This window comes from Geodermatophilus arenarius, from assembly GCF_042654585.1.
Classification (GTDB): domain Bacteria; phylum Actinomycetota; class Actinomycetes; order Mycobacteriales; family Geodermatophilaceae; genus Geodermatophilus; species Geodermatophilus arenarius.
In genome coordinates this window covers 27,817-48,776 of sequence record NZ_JBHSGR010000003.1, presented here as the reverse complement: position 1 = coordinate 48,776, position 20,960 = coordinate 27,817, and the positions used below count along the sequence as shown (strand labels likewise).

General features: G+C 75.9%; 16 protein-coding genes. 1 reads left to right on the top strand and 15 read right to left on the bottom strand.

The genetic code is table 11. The annotated features are described in order from the left end of the window. Positions 1-74 precede the first annotated feature (74 nt). From ACFO3M_RS04020 to ACFO3M_RS03950, 15 genes are all read right to left on the bottom strand, one after another. Complete coding sequence (locus ACFO3M_RS04020; protein ID WP_387986662.1) at positions 75-1,562, bottom strand: glutamate synthase subunit beta; 1,488 nt, start codon at positions 1,560-1,562, stop codon at positions 75-77. Further along, a complete protein-coding gene (gene gltB, locus ACFO3M_RS04015) occupies positions 1,555-6,264 on the bottom strand; it encodes a glutamate synthase large subunit (RefSeq protein ID WP_387986659.1) in 4,710 nt (1,569 codons plus the stop codon). Before gltB ends, ACFO3M_RS04020 begins: the two co-directional genes overlap by 8 nt. Positions 6,265-6,581: 317 nt before the next feature. Further along, a complete protein-coding gene (gene lgt, locus ACFO3M_RS04010; protein ID WP_387986656.1) occupies positions 6,582-7,532 on the bottom strand; it encodes a prolipoprotein diacylglyceryl transferase in 951 nt (316 codons plus the stop codon). Beyond that, positions 7,529-8,326 carry a tryptophan synthase subunit alpha gene (trpA, locus tag ACFO3M_RS04005; RefSeq protein WP_387986653.1) on the bottom strand — a complete coding sequence of 266 codons (798 nt, stop codon included), beginning with the start codon at positions 8,324-8,326 and terminating at the stop codon, positions 7,529-7,531. The genes lgt and trpA overlap by 4 nt, the downstream gene beginning before the upstream one ends. Next, a complete protein-coding gene (gene trpB / locus ACFO3M_RS04000; protein ID WP_387986650.1) occupies positions 8,323-9,699 on the bottom strand; it encodes a tryptophan synthase subunit beta in 1,377 nt (458 codons plus the stop codon). Before trpB ends, trpA begins: the two co-directional genes overlap by 4 nt. A 74-nt stretch (positions 9,700-9,773) precedes the next feature. Beyond that, entirely contained in the window at positions 9,774-10,583 is an 810-nt protein-coding gene (gene trpC / locus ACFO3M_RS03995; RefSeq protein WP_387986647.1) for an indole-3-glycerol phosphate synthase TrpC, read from the bottom strand. 58 nt (positions 10,584-10,641) lie between these two features. Further along, on the bottom strand, positions 10,642-11,292 hold the full coding sequence (locus ACFO3M_RS03990; protein WP_387986645.1) for a Trp biosynthesis-associated membrane protein: 651 nt from the start codon (positions 11,290-11,292) through the stop codon (positions 10,642-10,644). Continuing rightward, positions 11,289-12,797: an anthranilate synthase component I gene (locus ACFO3M_RS03985; protein ID WP_387986642.1), complete on the bottom strand. Its 1,509-nt coding sequence runs from the start codon at positions 12,795-12,797 to the stop codon at positions 11,289-11,291. Before ACFO3M_RS03985 ends, ACFO3M_RS03990 begins: the two co-directional genes overlap by 4 nt. Beyond that, positions 12,784-13,158: a phosphoribosyl-AMP cyclohydrolase gene (gene hisI, locus ACFO3M_RS03980; RefSeq protein WP_387986640.1), complete on the bottom strand. Its 375-nt coding sequence runs from the start codon at positions 13,156-13,158 to the stop codon at positions 12,784-12,786. Before hisI ends, ACFO3M_RS03985 begins: the two co-directional genes overlap by 14 nt. A gap of 53 nt (positions 13,159-13,211) precedes the next feature. Next, positions 13,212-13,877, bottom strand: coding sequence for a hypothetical protein (locus ACFO3M_RS03975; RefSeq protein WP_387986637.1), 666 nt, complete (start codon positions 13,875-13,877; stop codon positions 13,212-13,214). After that, positions 13,874-15,526 (bottom strand): FAD-binding dehydrogenase, encoded by a 1,653-nt coding sequence (locus ACFO3M_RS03970; RefSeq protein ID WP_387986634.1) that lies wholly within the window; start codon positions 15,524-15,526, stop codon positions 13,874-13,876. The genes ACFO3M_RS03975 and ACFO3M_RS03970 overlap by 4 nt, the downstream gene beginning before the upstream one ends. Positions 15,527-15,536: 10 nt before the next feature. Next, positions 15,537-16,064, bottom strand: coding sequence for a hypothetical protein (locus tag ACFO3M_RS03965; RefSeq protein ID WP_387986632.1), 528 nt, complete (start codon positions 16,062-16,064; stop codon positions 15,537-15,539). 91 nt (positions 16,065-16,155) lie between these two features. After that, positions 16,156-16,569 carry a hypothetical protein gene (locus ACFO3M_RS03960; protein ID WP_387986629.1) on the bottom strand — a complete coding sequence of 138 codons (414 nt, stop codon included), beginning with the start codon at positions 16,567-16,569 and terminating at the stop codon, positions 16,156-16,158. A gap of 27 nt (positions 16,570-16,596) precedes the next feature. Continuing rightward, the gene (locus tag ACFO3M_RS03955) at positions 16,597-18,417 is read right to left on the bottom strand and encodes an ABC transporter ATP-binding protein (RefSeq protein ID WP_387986626.1); all 1,821 of its coding nucleotides are present in this window, start codon (positions 18,415-18,417) and stop codon (positions 16,597-16,599) included. Beyond that, a complete protein-coding gene (locus ACFO3M_RS03950; protein ID WP_387986624.1) occupies positions 18,414-20,189 on the bottom strand; it encodes an ABC transporter ATP-binding protein in 1,776 nt (591 codons plus the stop codon). Before ACFO3M_RS03950 ends, ACFO3M_RS03955 begins: the two co-directional genes overlap by 4 nt. A gap of 110 nt (positions 20,190-20,299) precedes the next feature. Here ACFO3M_RS03950 and ACFO3M_RS03945 point away from each other — a divergent pair, with 110 nt between their 5' ends. Next, positions 20,300-20,944 (top strand): TIGR03085 family metal-binding protein, encoded by a 645-nt coding sequence (locus ACFO3M_RS03945; protein ID WP_387986622.1) that lies wholly within the window; start codon positions 20,300-20,302, stop codon positions 20,942-20,944. The last annotated feature ends 16 nt before the right edge of the window (positions 20,945-20,960 follow it).

Below are 20,960 nucleotides of genomic sequence, written 5' to 3'. Positions count from 1 at the left end.
GCCGGGTCCCCGCGGGTGTCGCGGGGGCCCGGCCCCTGTGTCGTCCGGCGAGCGGAGCCCGGAGGACGACGGTGTTACCGCAGCGCCACCGCCGTCGGGGTGACCGGGCGGGGCAGCATGGAGCTGCCGGTCAGCCACTGGTCGACCGCGCCGGCGGCGGCGCGGCCCTCGGCGATGGCCCACACGATCAGCGACTGGCCGCGGCCGGCGTCCCCGGCCACGAACACGCCGGGCACGGTGGACATGAACTCGCCGTCGCGGGCGACGTTGCCGCGCCCGTCGACGTCGAGGCCCAGCGCCTCGACCAGGCCCTCGCGCTGCACGCCGGTGAAGCCCATGGCCAGGAGCACCAGCTGCGCGGGCAGCTCGCGCTCGGTGCCCTCGACCTTCTGGAACCGGCCGTCGACCCGCTCGACCTCGTGGATCACCAGGGCGCGCACGCGGCCCTCGTCGTCGCCGAGGAAGCGCTCGGTGTTGACCGAGTACAGCCGCTCGCCGCCCTCCTCGTGGGCCGAGGAGACCCGCATGATCATCGGGTAGGTCGGCCAGGGGTTGCCCTCGGCCCGCTTGTCCGGCGGCGCGGGCATGATCTCCAGCTGGGTGACCGAGCGGGCGCCCTGCCGGTGCGAGGTGCCCAGGCAGTCCGCGCCGGTGTCGCCGCCGCCGATGATGACGACGTCCTTGCCCTTGGCGGAGATCGGCGGGTCGTCCAGCTCGCCGAGCGCCTGCCGGTTGCCGAAGGGCAGGAACTCCATCGCCAGGTGGATGCCGTCGAGCTCGCGCCCGGGGGCGGGCAGGTCGCGCCCGACGGTGGCGCCGGCGGCGATCACGACGGCGTCGTGCTCACCGCGCAGCTGCTCGGCGGAGAGGTCGCCCTCCCCCGACCCGCCGACCTCGACGCCCGTGACGAAACGGGTGCCCTCGGCGCGCATCTGATCCAGCCGCCGGTCCAGGACGGACTTCTCCATCTTGAACTCGGGGATGCCGTACCGGAGCAGGCCGCCGACGCGGTCGGCCCGCTCGTAGACGGTGACGTCGTGCCCGGCGCGGGTGAGCTGCTGGGCGGCGGCCAGGCCCGCCGGCCCGGACCCGACGACGGCGACCTTCTTGCCGGTGCGCTCGGCCGGGGCCTGCGGCTCGACGTGGCCGCGCTCGAAGGCCTGGTCGATGATCTCCCACTCGATCTGCTTGATCGTGACCGGCGAGTCCTGCAGGTTCAGCACGCAGGCGCCCTCGCAGGGGGCCGGGCACAGCTTCCCGGTGAACTCCGGGAAGTTGTTGGTCGCGTGCAGGCGCTCGATCGCGTCGCGCCAGTCGTCCCGGCGGGCGAGGTCGTTCCACTCCGGGATCAGGTTGCCCAGCGGGCAGCCGTGGTGGCAGAACGGGATGCCGCAGTCCATGCACCGCGCGGCCTGCTGGCGCAGCGCGGCGACCGGGTAGACGCCGTCCTCCCCGTTCTGCCGGGAGAGGTAGACGTCCTTCCAGTCGAGGATGCGGACGTCGACCGGCCGCCGGGGCGGCAGGGCCCGCTCGTACTTCAGGAACCCCGTCGAGTCAGCCACGTGCGGCCTCCATCACTGCTCGATCCACATCCGTGCCGGCGGCCTCGGCGGCGCGCCGGGCCTCGAGGGCGCGACGGTAGTCGCGCGGCATGATCACGCTGAACTGCTCGGACCAGCGGCCCCAGTCGGCCAGCAGGGCCGCCGCGACCGGCGACTCGGTCTCGGCGTGGTACCGGACCAGCACGTCGCGCAGCCACTGCGCGGACTCGCCGTCCAGCGGCTCGACGTCGACCATCTCGGGGTTCACCCGGTGCCGGGCGAGGTCCAGGACGTAGCCGATGCCGCCGGACATGCCGGCCGCGACGTTGCGCCCGGTGGGCCCGAGGATCACCGCGCGGCCGCCGGTCATGTACTCCAGCGCGTGGTCGCCGACGCCCTCGACGACGGCCAGCGCGCCGGAGTTGCGGACGCAGAACCGCTCGCCGACCCGCCCGCGCAGGAACACCTCCCCGCCGGTGGCGCCGTAGCCGATGACGTTGCCGGCGATGACGTTGTCCTCGGCGGCGAAGGTCGCCTCGGGCGCCGGGCGGACGACGATCCGGCCGCCGGACAGGCCCTTGCCGACGTAGTCGTTGGCGTCGCCGAGCAGCCGCATGGTGATGCCGCGCGGCAGGAAGGCGCCGAAGGACTGGCCGGCCGACCCGGTGAAGGTCAGGTCGATCGTGCCGTCGGGCAGGCCCTCGCCGCCGAAGCGGCGGGTGACCATCGAGCCGAGCATCGTGCCGACGGTGCGGTTGACGTTGCGCACCGGCAGCTCCAGGCGCACCGGCCGCGCGTCGAGCAGGGCGCCCTCGCACAGCTGGATCAGCGTCTGGTCCAGCGCGACGTCGAGGCCGTGGTCCTGGGTGCGGACCGCCCGGCGGGCCGCGCCCTCGGGCAGCTCGGGCTGCGCGAGCATCGGCGAGAGGTCCAGACCGCTGGCCTTCCAGTGGTCGACCGCGCGCCGGGTGTCGAGCAGCTCGGTGTGGCCGACGGCCTCGTCGACCGAGCGGAAGCCCAGCTCGGCGAGGTACTGCCGGACCTGCTCGGCGAGGAACTCGAAGAAGGTGACGACGAACTCCGGCCGCCCGGTGAACCGCTTGCGCAGCTCCGGGTTCTGGGTGGCCACGCCGACCGGACAGGTGTCGAGGTGGCAGACCCGCATCATGATGCAGCCGGAGACCACCAGCGGAGCGGTGGCGAAGCCGTACTCCTCGGCGCCGAGCAGCATCGCGACGAGCACGTCGCGGCCGGTCTTCATCTGGCCGTCGGCCTGCACCACGATCCGGTCGCGCAGCCCGTTGGCCAGCAGCGTCTGCTGGGTCTCGGCCAGGCCGAGCTCCCACGGCGAGCCGGCGTGCTTGAGCGAGGTCAGCGGGGCGGCACCCGTGCCGCCGTCGTGCCCGGAGATCAGGACGACGTCGGCGTGCGCCTTGCTGACCCCGGCCGCGACCGTCCCGACCCCGACCTCGGCGACCAGCTTGACGTTGATCCGCGCCTCGGTGTTCGCGTTCTTGAGGTCGTGGATGAGCTGCTTGAGGTCCTCGATCGAGTAGATGTCGTGGTGCGGCGGCGGGCTGATCAGGCCGACGCCCGGCGTCGAGTGCCGGGTGCGGGCCACCCACGGGTAGACCTTGCCGCCGGGCAGCTGGCCGCCCTCGCCGGGCTTGGCCCCCTGCGCCATCTTGATCTGGATGTCGTCGGCGTTGACCAGGTACTCGCTGGTCACGCCGAAGCGGCCGCTGGCCACCTGCTTGATCGCCGAGCGGCGCAGGTCGCCGTTCGGGTCGGGCACGTAGCGGTCGGGGTCCTCCCCGCCCTCACCGGTGTTCGACTTGCCGCCGAGCCGGTTCATGGCGATGGCGAGGGTCTCGTGCGCCTCCTGCGAGATGGAGCCGTAGCTCATCGCGCCGGTCTGGAAGCGCTTGACGATCTCGCTGGCCGGCTCGACCTCCTCGAGCGGCACCGGCGGGCGCACGCCCTTCCGGATCTCGAACAGGCCGCGCAGCGTCGCGGCGTCCTCCGAGAGCGCGTCGACGGTGTCGGTGTAGCGCTGGAACACCTCGAACTGCCGCGAGCGGGTCGAGTGCTGGAGCAGGAACACCGTCTCGGGGTTGAACAGGTGCACCTCCCCCTCGCGGCGCCACTGGTACTCGCCGCCGGTCTCCAGCCGCCGGTGCGCGCGCTCGGTGGGGTTCTCCGGGTAGGCGCGCCGGTGCCGCATGGCGACCTCCTCGGCGAGGACGTCCATGCCGACGCCGCCCAGGGGGCAGGAGGTGCCGGTGAAGTACTCGTCGACGACGTCCTGCGACAGGCCGACGGCCTCGAAGATCTGCGCCATCGTGTACGAGCCGACGGTGCTGATGCCCATCTTGCTCATCACCTTGAGGACGCCCTTGCCGAGCGCCTTGACGACGTTGCGCACCGCCTGGGCGGGCTGCACGCCGGTGAGGACGCCGTCGCGGATGAGGTCCTCGATCGACTCGAAGGCCAGGTACGGGTTGACCGCGGCCGCGCCGTAGCCGAGCAGCAGCGCGACGTGGTGCACCTCGCGGCAGTCGCCGGACTCGACGACCAGGCCGACCTCCATGCGGGTGCGCTCGCGCACCAGGTGGTGGTGGACGGCGGCGGTCATGAGCAGCGACGGGATCGGCGCGCGCTTCTCGTCGCAGTCGCGGTCGGACAGCACGATGACCCGCGCGCCGGCCGCGATCGCCCTGCTGACCTTGCTCCGCAGCTGCTCGACCGCCTCGACCAGCGCGGGGCCGCCGCCGGTGACGTCGTAGTGGCCGGTGATCCGGACGGCGGCGAAGCCGGGCAGGTCGCCGTCGTCGTCGATGTGCAGGATCTTGGCCAGCTCGTCGTTGTCGATGACCGGGTAGGGCAGGTACACCTGCCGGCACGACGCCGGGGTGGCCGAGAGCAGGTTCTGCTCCGGGCCGAAGGTGCGCCCGAGGCTGGTCACCAGCTCCTCGCGGATGGCGTCCAGCGGCGGGTTGGTCACCTGGGCGAACAGCTGCCCGAAGTAGTCGTAGAGCTGCCGGGAGCGGTCCGACAGCGCCGCGATCGGGGTGTCGGTGCCCATGGAGCCGATCGGCTCGGCGCCGGACGACGCCATCGGGGTGAGCAGGACGCGCAGGTCCTCCTCGGTGTAGCCGAACAGCAGCTGCCGGCGGACCACCGACTCGTGGCTGGGCCGCGCCCGCCGCCGCTCGGGCAGCGAGGGCAGGTGCACCAGGCCGGCGTGCAGCCAGTCCTCGTAGGGGTGCTCGGCGGCCAGGGCGCCCTTGACCTCCTCGTCGGAGACGATCCGCCCGGAGGCGGTGTCGACGAGGAACATCCGGCCCGGCTGCAGCCGGCCCTTGGCGACGACGTCGCCGGCCGGGATGTCGAGGACGCCGGCCTCGCTGGCGAGGACGACGAGGTCGTCCTTGGTCCGCCACCAGCGCCCCGGGCGCAGGCCGTTGCGGTCGAGGACGGCGCCGATGAGCGTGCCGTCGGTGAACGCGACGCAGGCCGGCCCGTCCCAGGGCTCCATGATCGAGGAGTGGAACCGGTAGAAGGCCCGGCGGGCCGGGTCCATCTCGTCGTGGTTCTCCCACGCCTCCGGGATCATCATCAGCACCGCGTGCGGCAGCGAGCGGCCCGACAGGTGCAGCAGCTCGAGCACCTCGTCGAAGGTCGCCGAGTCGCTGAAGTCGCTCGCGGTCACCGGGAAGACCCGGTCCAGGCCGAGCTCGGAGGCCGGGCCGGCGGGGCCGTCGAACAGCTCGGTCTCGAGCTTGGCCTCGCGGGCGCGCATCCGGTTGCGGTTGCCCTTGATGGTGTTGATCTCGCCGTTGTGGGCGATGAACCGGAACGGGTGCGCCAGCGGCCAGCTCGGGAACGTGTTGGTGGAGAACCGGCTGTGGACCAGCGCGATCGCCGACTCGTAGCGCTCGTCGCGCAGGTCGGGGAAGAACGCGGGCAGCTGGTCGGTGGTCAGCATGCCCTTGTAGGTGACGGTGCGGCTGGACAGCGAGACGACGTAGAGCGAGCTGCCGGCCTCGCGGGCCTCCCGCTCGGCGCGCTTGCGGAGCACGAACGAGCGCCGCTCCAGCCGGGTGACGCCGTTGACCTCGCGCGGGCCGCCGAAGGCCTGCTGGTCGGCGCGGGCGCCCATGGTCTCGGCGACGAACAGCTGCCCGAAGTGCGGCATGACCGCGCGCGCGGTGGGGCCGAGGTCGGCGCCGTCGGGGTCGACCGGCACGTCGCGCCAGCCGAGGACGGTCAGGCCCTCCTCGGCGGCGATCCGCTCGACGTCGGCGTAGCGGGCGGCCCGCTCCTGCTCGTCGACCGGGAGGAAGGCGACGCCGACGGCGTACTCGCCCAGCGGGGGCAGGTCGAAGTCGACGCTGGCCCGCAGCAGCGCGTCGGGCACCTGGGTCAGGATGCCGGCGCCGTCCCCGGAGTTGGGCTCGGAGCCGGCGGCCCCGCGGTGGTCGAGGTTGTGCAGCGCGGTCAGGCCGGCGGCCACGATCGCGCGCGAGCGGCGGCCGCGGGCGTCGGCCACGAAGGCCACGCCGCAGGCGTCCGAGTCGTTCGCCGGGTCGTAGAGGCCGGAGGCCGCCGGCGTAGCCGAGAAGGGGACGGCCGAGAAGGGGACGGCCGAGAAGGGGACGGCCGAGAAGGGGACGGCCGAGCCGGCGGTGGTGCGGGGGGCGGGGGTGCGGGACCCGGACATGATCACTCCCGTCGTCGGCCTGCGCGCGGCCCCCGGGGGGACGTCGCGGGGCGCGGGGCCCGGCCGGTGGTCAGAGGGTGCGGTGCACGGAAGCAGAGGGGGACAGCGGAGCCGGCGACCGCCCGGGACACGGTGGCCCGGGCAGGCTGAGGACCGGCGGCCCCGCGGGTGGTTGCGCGGGGTCGTCGTCCCGCGGGGCAGCGCTGGCCCGGTTACGACGCGAGCGACCCACCGGGATCACCGGCCGGTCTGGACAGGAGGGTACACAGCAGCGACACCGGGCTCACCGGCGCGAAACGATCCGTCGGCGCGTCCTGTCAGGACGTCCCCGGCGCGTCGTGAGACCGGTCACCCCGCCGCTCCTCGGCGGGCGCGTCGGTGCTGGTCGGGGCCGCGTCGGCGGTGCCGGCGTCGGCGGCGGCGGTGTCGTCGTCGTCACGTCCGCCGACGGCGGCCCGGTCGATGACCTCCCGCGGGCGGCCCCGCTGCCAGAGCATGTAGGCCACGGCGAGCAGCCCGACCACGATGCAGGTGAACACGTTGAGCCGGACGCCGAGGAAGCGGTTGGCGTCGTCGATGCGCAGCACCTCGATCCACAGCCGGCCGGCGCAGTACAGCGCGACGTAGAGCGCGAACGCGCGCCCGTGGGACAGCCGGAAGCGGCGGTCGGCCCACACCACGACGGCGGCCGCGGCGAGGTTCCACAGCAGCTCGTAGAGGAACGTCGGGTGGAACGTGGCGAACGCCTCGTAGCCGTCGGGGCGGTGCGCCGCGTCGATCTCCAGGCCCCAGGGCAGCGTGGTGGGCCGGCCGAACAGCTCCTGGTTGAACCAGTTGCCCAGCCGGCCGACCGCCTGGGCCACCAGCAGGCCGGGTGCGATGGCGTCGCCGAAGGCCGGCAGCGGGATGCCCCGGCGGCGGCAGGCGATCCACGCGCCGACGCCGCCGAGGGCGATGGCGCCCCAGATGCCGAGGCCGCCCTCCCAGATGGCGAACGCCCGCAGCGGGTCCCCGCCCTCCCCGAAGTAGGGCTGCGGCGTCGTGATCACGTGGTAGAGCCGGCCGCCGAGGATGCCGAAGGGCACCGCCCAGACCGCGATGTCGAGGACCTCGCCGGGCCGGCCGCCGCGGGCGACCCACCGCTTCTCGGCGATCCAGCAGGCCGCGACGATGCCCGCGATGATGCACAGCGCGTAGGCGCGCAGCGGGAACGGCCCCAGGTGCCACACCCCCTGGGCCGGGCTCGGGATCGACGCCAGGACCGTCACGGCACGGCCACCCGGCGGCGCACGCCCGCGGCGAGCTCCTCGGACAGCCGGCGCACGCCGTCGGCGCCCCGGCCCTCGAGCAGCTCCCGCACGTAGGCCGACCCCACGATGACGCCGTCGGCGAAGCCCGCCACCTCGGCGGCCTGGTCGCCGTTGGAGACGCCCAGGCCCACGCACACCGGGACGTCGGTGACCGCGCGGGTGCGGGCGACCAGCCGCTCGGCGGCGTCGCCGACGGTGGCGCGGGTGCCGGTGACGCCCATCGTGGACGCGGCGTACACGAACCCGCGGCAGGCCGCGGTGGTCGACGCCAGCCGCGCGTCGGTGGACGACGGCGCGACGAGGAAGACGCGGTCGAGGTCGGCGGCCTCGGCGGCGGCCAGCCACGCGGCGGCCTCGTCCGGGATGAGGTCGGGCGTGATCGCGCCCGCTCCCCCGGCGGCGGCCAGGTCGGTGGCGAACCGCTCGACGCCGTAGCGCTCGACCGGGTTCCAGTAGCTCATCACCACCGGCACCGCGCCCGCGGCGTCCACCGCCTCGACGGCGCGCAGCACGTCGCGCATGCCCACGCCGGCGCGCACGGCGGGGTCGACCGCCTGCTGGATGACCGGGCCGTCCATGCCGGGGTCGGAGTACGGGACGCCGATCTCCACGACGTCGGCCCCGCCCTCGACGGCGGCCGTCATCGCGGCGATCGAGTCGTCCACGCCCGGGTAGCCCACCGGCAGGTAGGCGACGAGCGCGGCGCGGCCCTCGGCGTTGGCGCCGCGGATCCGCTGCTCGAGCCGGCTCATGCCGGGCTCCCCGCGTCCCGGCCGGGCACCGCGTCGCCGGAGGCGACGGCGCCCTCGGTGGGCTGCTGGTCGGTGTCCAGGCCGGGGCCGGGGTCGACCTCGTCGCGGTCGCCGAGGCCGAACCAGCGCGACGCGGTCTCGACGTCCTTGTCGCCGCGGCCGGAGAGGTTGACCAGCAGCAGCGGAGGCTCGCCTCCCCGCCCGCCGTCCCCCGCGGCCACCAGCTCGCGGCCCAGCCGCACGGCGCCGGCGAGGGCGTGCGCGGACTCGATCGCCGGGATGATGCCCTCGGTCCGGCACAGCAGCGCGAAGGCCTCCATCGCCTCGGCGTCGGTGACCGGGCGGTACTCGGCCCGGCCGACGTCGTGCAGGAAGCTGTGCTCCGGCCCGACGCCGGGGTAGTCCAGCCCGGCGCTGATCGAGTGCGACTCGATCGTCTGGCCGTTGTCGTCCTGCAGCAGGTAGGAGCGGGCGCCGTGCAGCACGCCGGGGGCTCCCCCGGTGATCGTCGCGGCGTGCCGGCCGGTCTCGACGCCGTCGCCGCCGGCCTCCAGGCCGACCAGGCGCACGCCCTCGTCGGGCACGAACGCGGTGAAGATCCCGATGGCGTTGGAGCCGCCGCCGACGCAGGCGAGGACGGCGTCGGGCAGCCGGCCCTCGCGCTCAAGCACCTGGGCGCGGGCCTCGTCGCCGATCACCCGCTGGAAGTCGCGGACCATCGCCGGGAACGGGTGCGGGCCGGCGACGGTGCCGAAGACGTAGTTGGTGGTCTCGACGTTGGTCACCCAGTCGCGGAAGGCCTCGTTGATGGCGTCCTTGAGGGTGCGCGAGCCGGTGCTCACCGGGACCACCTCGGCGCCGAGCAGCCGCATGCGGGCGACGTTGAGCGCCTGCCGGCGGGTGTCCTCCTCGCCCATGTAGATCGTGCAGGACAGGCCCATGAGCGCCGCCGCGGTCGCGGTGGCGACGCCGTGCTGGCCCGCGCCGGTCTCGGCGATGACCCGCTGCTTGCCGATCCGCTTCGTCAGCAGCGCCTGGCCCAGCACGTTGTTGATCTTGTGCGAGCCGGTGTGGTTGAGGTCCTCGCGCTTGAGCAGCACGCGGGCGCCGCCGCAGTGCTCGGCGAAGCGCGGCACCTCGGTGACCGGGCTCGGGCGGCCGGTGTAGTCCCGCTGCAGGGCGGCGAACTCGGCGACGAACGCGGGGTCGACCCGCATGGCCTCGTAGGCCTCGGTCAGCTCGTCGAGGGCCGCGACCAGCGCCTCGGGGACGAACCGGCCGCCGAAGACGCCGAAGTGACCGGTGGCGTCGGGCCACGCCGGGCGCGCCGGGTCGCTGCGCTGCTCGGGCGGGTGGACGGCACTCGTGGTCATGCACCCAGACTAAGGACCTCGCTGCCCCCCGCCCCTCGCAGGCTCGCGGCGGGTCCCTGCAGCGAGGCCGGGGTCTAGCGGGTCGTGCGCGGCACGGCCGGGTGCGAGCCGGCGGTGACCAGGTCGGCGACCGCCTGGCGCGGGTCGCCGGCGGTGACCAGGCCCTCGCCGACCAGGACGGCGTCGGCGCCGGCGCCGGCGTAGGCGATGAGCTCGCGCGGGCCGCGGACGCCGGACTCGGCGACCTTGACCACGCCCGAGGGCAGCCCGGGCGCGATCCGCTCGAAGGTGCCGAGGTCGACGTCGAGGGTGGTGAGGTCGCGGGCGTTGACGCCGATCACCGAGGCGCCGGCGGCCAGCGCGCGGTCGGCCTCCGCCTCGGTGTGCACCTCGACCAGGGCGGTCATGCCGAGGGACTCGACCCGCTCGAGCAGGCCCAGCAGCGCGTTCTGCTCCAGCGCCGCGACGATCAGCAGGACGACGTCGGCGCCGTGGGCACGCGCCTCGTGCACCTGGTAGCTGCTGACCACGAAGTCCTTGCACAGCACCGGCACGTCGACGGCGGCGCGGACGGCGGCCAGGTCGGCGTGCGAGCCGCCGAAGCGGCGCCGCTCGGTGAGAACGCTGATCACCCGGGCGCCGCCGGCGGCGTACTGGGCGGCGAGCACCGCGGGGTCGGGGATGTCGGCCAGCGCACCCTTGCTCGGGCTGCGGCGCTTGACCTCCGCGATCACGCCGACGCCGGGCTCGCGGAGCGCGGCCAGGGCGTCGCGGGCGGGGCGGGCGTCGCGGGCGGCGGCTCGGACCTCGGCCAGCGGGGTGGCCGCCTCGCGCGCCGCGACGTCCTCACGGACGCCGGCGACGATGTCGTCGAGGACGGTCACTCCGCCTCCTCGCTGCTGGGTCGGCCGGTCCGGTGCCGGTCGGACGGGTGGACCCACCCTAGCGACGGCGGCCCGGGGGCCCGGCCGCCGGGTCACCGGCCGGGCCCGGTGGCGCCTCGTCGGCGGGGTCGGCCGTCGGGTCGTCGCCGCGGTCGAGGGCGCGCCAGGCGTCCAGCGCCCGGTCCTCGTCGGTGCGGGCCCGCGCCGGGGCTGGCGCGGCCGCCGCGCCGGGTGACCGCTCGTAGCGGCGGCCCATGGCCGGCCAGCGGCGGCCGCGGACCGCGACCAGCCCGCCGGCGGCGAGGACGACGACGGCGGCGAGCACGCACAGCACCGGCCAGGCGGCCGCGAGGTCGGCGGTGCGCCGCTCCCCCGGTGCCGCCGCGGAAGGGTCCACCCCGCCGGCCAGCACGCCCACCGACGACCAGGCCAGCGCGGCGCCCGCCAGCGCCACCAGGACCCCCACCGCGACCCGCCCGGCGCCGCGCACCGCGAGGACGGCGACCGCCGCGGCGAGCAGCAGCAGCCCCGCGGCGGGCACCAGCGGCGCCAGCGACGACCCGGTCAGCGTCTCGGTGACCGGCGGCAGCGGCGGGCGCCGGGTGACCGTGACCGTGGCCCAGGTCTGCCCGCCCGCCGACAGCGCCAGCCCGCCGGCGACCGCGCAGCCGGCGAGCGCCGTCCCCAGCTCCCGCCGCGCCGCCGTCACCGCACCTCCCGCATGCCCTCCGCGGTCGCGATCGCCGAGAGCACCGCCCGCGCCTTGTGCCGGGTCTCGGCCTCCTCGGTGGCGGGGTCGCTGTCGGCGACGATCCCGGCGCCGGCCTGCACGTACGCCCGGCCCTGGTGGAGCACCGCGGTGCGGATGGCGATCGCCATGTCCATGTCCCCGCTCGCGTCCAGGTACCCGACGGTGCCCGCGTACAGCGCCCGCCGGGTGGGCTCCAGCGACTCGATGATCTCCATCGCCCGCGGCTTGGGGGCACCGGAGACGGTGCCGGCCGGGAAGGTCGCGTCGAAGACGTCGAGCGCGTCGCGGCCGGGGGCCACCTCGCCGCCGACGGTGGACACCAGGTGCATGACGTGGCTGTAGTACTCGATCCGCATGAAGTCGGGCACCTCGACCGTGCCCGGCACGCACACCCGGCCCAGGTCGTTGCGCGCGAGGTCGACGAGCATGACGTGCTCCGCGCGCTCCTTGGGGTCGGCGAGCAGTCCCTCGGCCAGCCGCAGGTCCTCCTCCTCGGTGGCGCCGCGCGGGCGGGTGCCGGCCGGCGGGTGGACGACGGCCGAGCCGCCGGTCACGGTCACCAGCGCCTCCGGCGAGGAGCCGACGACGTCGAAGGGCGTCTCCCGGCCGGCGAAGCGCAGCAGGTACATGTACGGCGAGGGGTTGGTGGCCCGCAGCACCCGGTAGAGGTCGAGCGCGTCGACGTCGGTGTCGGTCTCGAACCGCTGGGCCAGCACGACCTGGAAGGCGTCGCCGGCGCGGATGTGCTCGCGCACCGCCTCCACCCCGGCCTCGTACTCCCCCGGCGCCATCGTGCTGCGCACCGGCGGCGGCTCGGCGGGGGCGAACGTGGCCACCCCCGGCGGCACCGCCTTGGTGAGGTCGGCGGCCATGGCGTCGAGGCGGGCGACGGCGTCGTCCCAGGCCGTGTCGGCGTCGCCGGACCCGGTCAGGGCGTTGGCGATGAGCAGCACGGTGCCGTCGGTGTGGTCGAGGACGGCGAGGTCGGTGACCAGGGCCAGCGACAGCTCGGGCATGCCGAGGTCGTCGGTGGCGGTGACCGGCAGCCGCTCCAGCCGCCGGACGACGTCGTAGCCGAGGTAGCCGACCAGCCCGCCGGTCAGCCGCGGCAGGTCCTCCCGGCGCGGCGAGCGCAGCCGGCGGGCCAGCGTGTGGACCGCGGCCAGGGGGTCCTCGGGCAGGTCGTCGGTGAGCCCGGGCAGCGGGTCGCCGAGCCACAGGGTCCGCCCGTCCCGCTCGGTGAGGACCCCGGCGCTGCGCACGCCGACGAAGCTGTAGCGCGACCAGCGCTTGCCCTGCTCGGCCGACTCGAGCAGCACGGTGCCGGGCCGGTTGCCGGCCAGCTTGCGGTAGATGCCGACGGCGGTCTCGCCGTCGGCCAGCAGCCGCCGGGTCACCGGCACGACCGGCTGGTCCAGGGCGGCGAACGCCTCGCGCGAGGGGCTGGTCTCACCGAGCCGCACGGGTGACCTCCAGGTCGCGGGAGAAGCAGCTGCGCGCGCCGGTGTGACAGGCCGGGCCCTCCTGGTCGACGAGCACCAGCAGCGCGTCGCCGTCGCAGTCCAGGCGCACGTCGCGGACCCACTGCCGGTGCCCGGACGTCTCGCCCTTCACCCAGTACTCCCCGCGGCTGCGGGACCAGTAGGTGGCCCGGCCGGTGGTCAGGGTGCGGTGCAGCGCCTCGTCGTCCATCCAGGCGACCATGAGGACCTCGCCGGTGTCGTGCTGCTGCACGACGGCGGCGACCAGTCCCGCCGGGTCGCGGCGCAGCAGCGCGGCGACGGCGGGGTCGAGGGCGGAGTCGACGGCGGGCACGGCGGGCATGCCCGCGATTCTCCCCCGCCGCGGGGACCGGCCGGTCCGGCGGCCCCGCGCGGTCACTCCGCGGCCGGTGGCGCGTCCCCGCCGGCGGCCCACCGGCGGACGGCGCCGACCAGCAGCAGGCCCAGCCCCACGGCCGGGGCGGCGGCGTAGAACAGCACGCCGACGACGAGCACGCCGGTCGGGTCGAAGCCGGCGACGTCGGCGAGGGAGGTCAGCCGGACCAGCCAGTAGGCGGCCAGGGCGAGCTGCACGCCGAAGCCGGCGAGCAGCGTCGTCCACACCGCCCGGCTGCGCCGGTTGAGCACCAGCACCCCGGCGACGACCAGCAGCACCGCCGAGGCCAGCTGGACCGCCGAGAGCACCGTGACCTCGGTGACCAGGCCGGAGACGTCGTCGCCCCCGCCGCCGGAGTGGTCGGGGATGCCGGCGAACAGGCCGAACGTGCTGGCAAGCAGCAGCACGTAGGCCGACGACAGCGCGACGACGGCGGCCTGCACGAACGCGAGGACCGCCGCGGCGACCACCTGCCCCGGCCGGCGCGGCCGCTGCGGCACCGGCGGGCCGTAGGCCGGCCAGCCCGGCGCGGCCGGCCAGCCCGGCGCGTACCCCGGGTACACCGGGGCCGGCGCGGCGTACGGGGCGGTGGCCGGCGGGCCCGCGTAGGCGACCGGCTCGGTCCCGGCGGCCGGGTCGGCCCAGGGGCTGCCGGGCGAGCTCACAGGGCCGCCGCCAGCGCCCGGCCGGCGACCCGGCCGGAGAACAGGCAGCCGCCGAGGAAGGTGCCCTCCAGCGACCGGTAGCCGTGCATGCCGCCGCCGCCGAACCCGGACGCCTCCCCGGCGGCGTACAGGCCGGGGAACGGCTCGCCGCCGGCGCGCAGCACCCGGCCGGACAGGTCGGTCTCCAGCCCGCCGAGGGTCTTGCGGGTGAGCAGGTTGAGCCGGACCGCGATCAGCGGGCCGGCCGCGGGGTCGAGCAGCCGGTGCGGCGGGGCCACCCGGATGAGCTTGTCGCCGAGGTAGTTGCGGGCGCCGCGGACCGCGGTGAGCTGCAGGTCCTTGGTGAACGGGTGGTCCACCGCGCGGTCGCGGGCGGTGACCTCGCGCTCCACGGTCTCCAGCGACACCTCGGGCGTGCCGCCGGTGATCCGGTTCATCCCGGCGACCAGCTCGGGCAGGGAGGACGCCGTCACGAAGTCCTCGCCGCGGTCGAGGAAGGCCTGCACCGGGGCGGACACGCCCGCCTTGACCCGGTTCAGCAGCAGCCGGACGTCCTTGCCGGTGAGGTCGGGGTTCTGCTCGGAGCCCGACAGCGCGAACTCCTTCTCGACGATCTTCTTCGTCGTCACGAACCAGGTGTGCTCGTAGCCGGTCTGCCCGATGTGGGCGAGGGTGCCCAGGGTGTCGAAGCCGGGGAACAGCGGGACCGGCAGCCGCTGCCCGGTCGCGTCCAGCCACAGCGACGAGGGCCCGGGCAGGATCCGGATGCCGTGCCGTGCCCACACCGGGGAGTGGTTGGCGATCCCCTCGGTGTAGTGCCACATGCGGTCGCGGTTGATGAGGTTGGCGCCGGCGGCCTCGGTGGCCTGGAGCATGAGCCCGTCGACGTGCGCGGGGACGCCGGACAGCAGCCGCTGCGGCGGGGGGCCCAGCCGGGCCGGCCAGTTCTGCCGGACCAGGTCGTGGTTGCCCCCGATGCCGCCGGAGGTGACGACGACGGCCTGGGCGGTGATCTCGAAGTCCCCGACGGCGGTGCGCGAGCTGGCCTCGCCGCGGGCGACGCCGCTGGGCTCGAGCACCTCGCCGCGGACGCCGGTGACCGCGCCGTCGGTGACGACCAGCGCGGTCACCCGGTGCCGGAAGCGCAGCTCGACCAGCCCGCGCTCGACGGCGGCGCGGACCCGGCGGGCGAACGGCTCGACGATGCCGGGGCCGGTGCCCCAGACGATGTGGAAGCGGGGCACGGAGTTGCCGTGGCCGGTGGCGGTGTAGCCGCCGCGCTCGGCCCACCCGACGACGGGGAAGAAGCCGACGCCCTGCTCGCGCAGCCAGGCCCGCTTCTCCCCCGCGGCGAACTCCAGGTACGCCTCGGCCCACTGCCGGGGCCAGTGGTCCTCGGCGCGGTCGAAGGCGGCGGTGCCGAACCAGTCCTGGCGGGCCAGCTCCAGCGAGTCGCGGACGCGCAGGCGGCGCTGCTCGGGCGAGTCGACGAGGAACAGGCCGCCGAAGGACCACCACGCCTGCCCGCCGAAGGACGCCTCCGGCTCCTGCTCGACGAGCACCACCCGCCGGCCGGCGTCGGCCAGCTCGGCGGTGGCCACCAGGCCGGCCAGTCCGGACCCCACCACGACGACGTCTGTGTCGATCACGGCGGGCACGCTAGCGGGCGCGGCCGCCCCGGGGGGTCCGCCCCGGCTGCGCCGGGGGCGGTGTCGCCCGGCCGGGACGGGTCCACTCCCGGATCGGGCGGCGCACCGTCAGCGCCAGGCAGCCGGCCGGGCCCACCAGCAGCGCCAGCGCCCACCCGACCGACGAGCCGTCGCCGAGGGCGCCGAACAGCAGGGCCACGCCGAGCAGCAGGAGCAGCGGCAGCACCGCGGCGACGGCGAGGACCAGCCACCCGCGGCCCCGGCCGGCCCACACCAGCGCCGCCCCGGCGACCGCCGGCAGCGCCAGGACGGCGGAGGCGGCCAGGTACCAGCCCCAGCGCGGGGGCAGGCCGTCCCAGAGCAGCCACCCGAGGTACAGGTCCTCGGCGGCGACGAGCAGGCCGAACGCGGCGGCGAACGGCGCGGTGAGCGGGCGCCCGGCAGCGGGCGGCGGGGCGGCCCGCCGGACGGCCGACGCCGCGGCCGCCGCCCGCGGGGAGCGGCGGGTCGTCGTCCGGCGGGGCGGGGACGACGGCATGCCGGGCAGCCTAGAGAAGGGGCCTCCCTGCCCTCCGCCACTCGCACGCTCGCGGCGGGCCCCGCAGGGAGGCCCCCGCGGCCGGACCCCGTCAGCCCGGACGGCGGCGGCCGGCCAGCCAGGCCGTCACCCGGGGACTGAGCGCGAGGCCGGCCGCGACCAGGGGGCAGACGGCCACGACGACCGGCGCGGCGCCCACGTCCTCGCCGACCGCGACCGCCGTCGCGATGACGAGGAGGGCGAACCCCAGCGAGCCCACGGCTCCCAGGAGCAGCGGCCACCGGCCCCGGCGGGAGACCAGCCAGACGACACCGAAGACCTGGAGCACGGGCAGCAGGAGCAGCGCGTAGACCCACCAGTCGCGGACGTCGTCGGACTGCACGCCGCCGAGGGCGAACGGCAGGACGGTGACCAGGGCCAGCGGCAGCACGCCGAGGGCGCCGATCGCCGCGGCGGCGATCGCCGTGCCGGGCATGCGGGAGGGGCTGGTGGAGGACGTGGTCACGCCGCGGAGCCTAGGACCGCCGCCCGCTCAGGCGACGCGTTCGGGCTCCCCCGCCGACGACCGGCGCCACGAGGCGTGCAGCCGCGCGTAGGGGCCGACGGCGTCGACCAGGTCCGCGTGCGTGCCGCGCTGCACCACCCGGCCGGCGTCGACGACGAGCACCTCGTCGGCCCGCTCGGCGGTGGACAGCCGGTGCGCGATGGTGAGCGTGGTGCGGCCCTCGGTGAGCCGGTCCAGCGCCAGGGTCAGCCGCCGCTCGGTGGCCGGGTCGACGGCGCTGGTGGCCTCGTCGAGCACCAGCAGGTCGGGCGCGGCCACGTGCGCGCGGGCGATGGCGACCAGCTGCCGCTCCCCCGCCGACAGCGACTCCCCGCGCTGGCCCACCGGCGTCGCGACGCCGTCGGCCAGGCCGGCCAGCCAGTCGCCGAGACCGAGCTCGGCGAAGGCCGCGGTCACCTGCTCGTCGGTGAGGTCCGGGCGGCCGTAGCGGACGTTGTCGGCGACGGTGGCGTCGAAGAGGAAACCGTCCTGCGGCACCATGCCGACCCGCCGGCGCAGCGAGGCGAACGCCACGTCGGGCAGCGGCACCCAGCCGGCGGAGTCGGAGCCGAGCAGCACCCGCCCCTCGGTGGGGTCCATGAGCCGGGTGACCAGCTTGGCGAACGTCGTCTTCCCCGACCCGGTCTCCCCGACGACGGCGTAGCGGCGGCGCGGCGCCAGCGCGAGGTCGACGTCGTCGAGGGCCGCCCGCGCGCCGGGGGCGTACCGGAAGGTGACGTGCTCGAGCCGCACGCCGAGCGGCCCGGTCGGCAGCTCCCGCGCGGTGCCGCCGGCGGCGGGGTCGCGGACGTCGGGCTCGGTGTCGAGGACGTCGAGCACCCGACGGAACCCGGCGATCGCGTTCTGCCCCTCGTTGAGCACCTCGCTGGCGGTCTGCACCGGCGCGACGAAGAGCGTGACGAGGAACAGGAAGGCGACGAGCGTGCCGGCGCTGACCTGCCCGGCCACGCCGAGCAGCACGCCGACCACGACGACGGCGGCGTTGGCGACCGCGGCCGCGAACTCGCCGGTGACGAAGACGGCCGCGGTGACCTTCTGCGCGTCGACCTGGGCGCGGTAGTGCCGGCCGATGGCCCGGTCGAGGCGGGCCGCCGTCCGCTCGCGGATGCCGTAGGCGCGCACCGTCGGCGCGCCGACGACGGACTCCGACACCGCGGCGAGCACGTCGCCGACCCGCTCGCGGACCACGCCGTAGGCGACCTGCAGCCGGCGGGCGAACCAGCGGACGGCGAAGGCCAGCGGCAGGAAGCAGGCGAGCACCAGCAGGGTCAGCTGCCAGGAGTAGACCGCCATGACGACGGTGGCCACGACCAGCTGGCCGAGGCTGACCACGCCGAGGACGCCGCCCCACTGCATGAAGGTGGACAGCTGGTCGACGTCGCTGGTGACCCGGGAGACCAGGGAGCCGCGGCGCTCGCCCTGCTGGTGCAGCACGGACAGGTCGTGCACGTGCCGGAACGCCCGGGCGCGCAGCCCGGCCAGCGCGGTCTCGGTGGTGCGGAACAGCCGGACGTTCATCCGGTAGACCGCCACCCCGGTGACCAGGACGACGACCGCGCAGACCAGCACCAGCGTGCGGACCAGGCCGAGGTCGGGCCCGCCGGGGGCGAGCAGGCCGCGGTCGATGACCTGCTGGACGGCGATCGGCACGACCACCCGCCCGGCGGTGGCGACCAGCGCGAGCGCGAACGTGGCCGGCAGTCCGCGGCGGAACTCCGGCATCATCCGCAGCCCGCGGCGCAGCGTGGCGAACGCGCCCTCCCGCCGCCCGGTGTCCACGGCGCTCACGCCGCCACCTCCGCCTGGGAGTAGGCGCGGACCAGCGCGGCGTAGCCGGGCACGGTGGCCAGCAGCTCCTCGTGGCTGCCGCGGGCGGTGACCCGGCCGTTCTCCAGCCACACCACCTCGTCGGCGAGGGCGATGGTGGCCTGCCGGTAGGCGACGACGACCACGGTCGAGGGCCGGTCGGCCGAGCGCAGCGCGTCGAGGATGCGCGCCTCGACGGCGGGGTCGACGGCGCTGGTGGCGTCGTCGAGGACGAGCAGCCGGGGCCGGCGGATGACGGCGCGGGCGAGGGCGAGCCGCTGCCGCTGGCCGCCGGAGAGGGTGGCGCCGCGCTCGCCGACGCGGGTGTCGAGGCCCTCGGGCAGCCGGTCGACGAAGTCCTCGGCGGCGGCCACGCGCAGCGCCGCGCGCACCTCGTCGTCGCCGTACCCGCCGCCGAGGGTCACGTTGCCGCGGACGGTGTCGTCGAAGAGGAAGGTGCCCTGCGGGACGAACGCGGCCTGGCCGCTGACCTCGCCCTCGCGCAGCCGGCGCAGGTCGACGCCGTCGAGCAGCACCTCGCCGCCGGCCGGGTCGACCAGTCGCACCAGCAGCCCGGCCAGCGTCGACTTGCCCGAGCCGGTCGGCCCGACGACGGCGACCGTGCTGCCGGCCGCGACGTCGAAGGTGACCTGCGACAGCACCGGCTGCGACGCGCCGTCGAAGACGTGGTCGACCGCGCGCAGGCCCAGCCGGGCGCCGCCGTCGCCGGCGGGCGCGGTCTCCGGGCCGTGCGGGGTCTCGCCGGTGGCGTCGAGGACGGGGGTGACCCGGTCGAAGCCGGCGAGCGCGCGCGGGAGGTCGGCGAGCACCCAGCCGATCGCGCGGATGGGCAGCGCGAGCAGGGTGAACAGGTAGGCGATGCTCACCAGGTCGCCGGCGTCGGTGGCGCCGGAGGCGACCCGGCCGGCGCCGACCAGCAGCACGGCGAGCGTGCCGAGGTTGGGCAGCGCCTCCATGAGCGGGTCGAACAGCCCGCGCACCCGGCCGACCGAGACCAACCCGTCGCGCAGCTCTCGGGCGCGCTCGGTGAACCGGGCGCTCTCGACGTCCTCGCGGCCGAGGGTCTTGACCACCAGGCCGGCGTCGAAGCTCTCGTGGGCGATCTCGCTGACCTCGGCGCGCAGCTGCTGCGCCCGCTGCATCCGCGGGCTCATCACCTGCGAGTAGACGGCGTTGACCACGAAGACCAGCGGGAAGACGACCAGGCCGACCAGCGCCAGCAGCGGGTCGGTGGCCACCAGCGCGACGACGGTGATGGCGATCATCACGAGCGTCCCGCAGGCGAAGGGCAGCGGGGAGACGAAGTACCAGGCGGCCTCGACGTCGGAGTTCGCGTTGGACAGCAGCTGCCCGGTGGGGTGGCGCTGGTGCCAGGCCAGCGGCAGCCGCAGGTACTGCGCGGTGACGCGGCGGCGGTAGTCGGCCTGCAGCCGGTAGGCCATCACGCCGGCGAACAGCCGCCGGCCGAGGATGCCGAGGATCTTGAGCACCGAGACGCCGAGGATCACCACGACGGCGAGGGTGAGCGCGCCGGCGGTGGTGTCGCCGTCGGCGAAGGCCGGCAGCACCACCCGGTCGGTGACCCCGCCGATGACGAACGCCGACAGCACGGTCATCGCGGCGTAGAGGCTGCTGGCGAGCAGGGCGAGGGTGAACATCCCGCGCTGCTCGCGGATGGACCGGGCGACGTGGCGCAGTCCCCGCCGGACGACGGCGTCTCGGGCGCGGGGCACGGATCTCCTCGGGGTTCGCGACCGCGGCACTCGCAGTCGTTACTCAGGCTAACCGGCGGTACCGACAGGGGCCTGCGGGTTTTCCGGGTGGACGGGATCGGTAACCCGCCGTGGTGACTCCCTCTTCCCGCCCGCTCGCCGCCCGCGAGCGCGCGGCCCTCGCCGACCTCCTCGACGAGCTCGGCCCCGACGCCCCGACCTGCTGCGAGGGGTGGACGACGGCCCACCTGGCCGCCCACCTGGTGACCCGCGACCGACGTCCCGACGCGCTGCCCGGCTACGCGCTGGAGCGCACGCCGGTCGGCGGGCGGCTGCACGCCCACGCGGAGCGGGTCGAGGACCGGCTGCGCACCTCGACGGCGTATCCCGAGCTGGTGGCGCGGGTCCGGCAGGGCCCGCCGGCGTGGCTGCCGATGGGCTGGCCCGGGGTGTCGGCGGTCGCCGACTCCGCCGAGTTCGCGATCCACCACGAGGACGTGCGGCGGGCGCGGCCCGGCTGGGCGCCGCGCGCGCTGCCGCCGGCCGACGCCGACCGGCTCTGGGGCGCGGCGCAGCTGTTCGCCCGCGCGGCGGCCGCGCGGTGCCCCGGCGGCCTGGCGCTGCAGCGCAGCGACGTCCCCGGCCCCGGGAAGCGGATCCGCGCCGGGTCGGCACCCACCACGGTCGAGGGCGAGCCGATGGAGGTCCTGCTCTGGGCGACCGGGCGCACCGACGTCGCCCGGGTCGTCGTGCGGGACGGCGCCCCGGTCGGCTGACGCGTCCGGTGCACCT

Excerpts from the sequence above, each read along its gene's own strand:
- gltB (WP_387986659.1), bottom strand. The coding sequence starts at position 6,264 with ATGTCCGGGTCCCGCACCCCCGCCCCCCGCACCACCGCCGGCTCGGCC.
- trpA (WP_387986653.1), bottom strand. The coding sequence starts at position 8,326 with ATGAGCCGGCTCGAGCAGCGGATCCGCGGCGCCAACGCCGAGGGCCGC.
- trpB (WP_387986650.1), bottom strand. The coding sequence starts at position 9,699 with ATGACCACGAGTGCCGTCCACCCGCCCGAGCAGCGCAGCGACCCGGCG.
- hisI (WP_387986640.1), bottom strand. The coding sequence starts at position 13,158 with ATGCCCGCCGTGCCCGCCGTCGACTCCGCCCTCGACCCCGCCGTCGCC.
- ACFO3M_RS03965 (WP_387986632.1), bottom strand. The coding sequence starts at position 16,064 with ATGCCGTCGTCCCCGCCCCGCCGGACGACGACCCGCCGCTCCCCGCGG.